The organism is Pseudomonas sp. PDM17 (assembly GCF_014851985.1).
Taxonomy (GTDB): domain Bacteria; phylum Pseudomonadota; class Gammaproteobacteria; order Pseudomonadales; family Pseudomonadaceae; genus Pseudomonas.
In genome coordinates this window covers 1-255 of record NZ_JACVAT010000040.1, presented here as the reverse complement: position 1 = coordinate 255, position 255 = coordinate 1, and the positions used below count along the sequence as shown (strand labels likewise).

The 255-nt window shown below is 68.6% G+C and carries 1 protein-coding gene; it reads left to right on the top strand.

The genetic code is table 11. From position 1 onward, the window contains the following. The coding region (locus IB256_RS30555) for a methyl-accepting chemotaxis protein (RefSeq protein ID WP_225602051.1) at positions 1–255 on the top strand (255 nt) is incomplete at both ends.

The following is a 255-nucleotide window of genomic DNA, read 5'->3' as shown; positions in this document are numbered from 1 at the left end:
TGGCGCTCAATGCCGCCATCGAAGCGGCCCGCGCCGGTGAGGCCGGGCGCGGCTTCGCGGTGGTCGCCGACGAGGTACGCAACCTCGCCAAGCGCACCCAGGATTCGGTAGAGGAAATCCGCCAGGTGATCGAAGGCCTGCAGAACGGCACCCGCGAGGTGGTCGGCGCGATGAACAATAGCCACCGCCAGGCGCAGGACAGCGTGAACCAGGTCGAACAGGCTGTGGCCGCGCTGAAGCGCATTGGCGACGCCG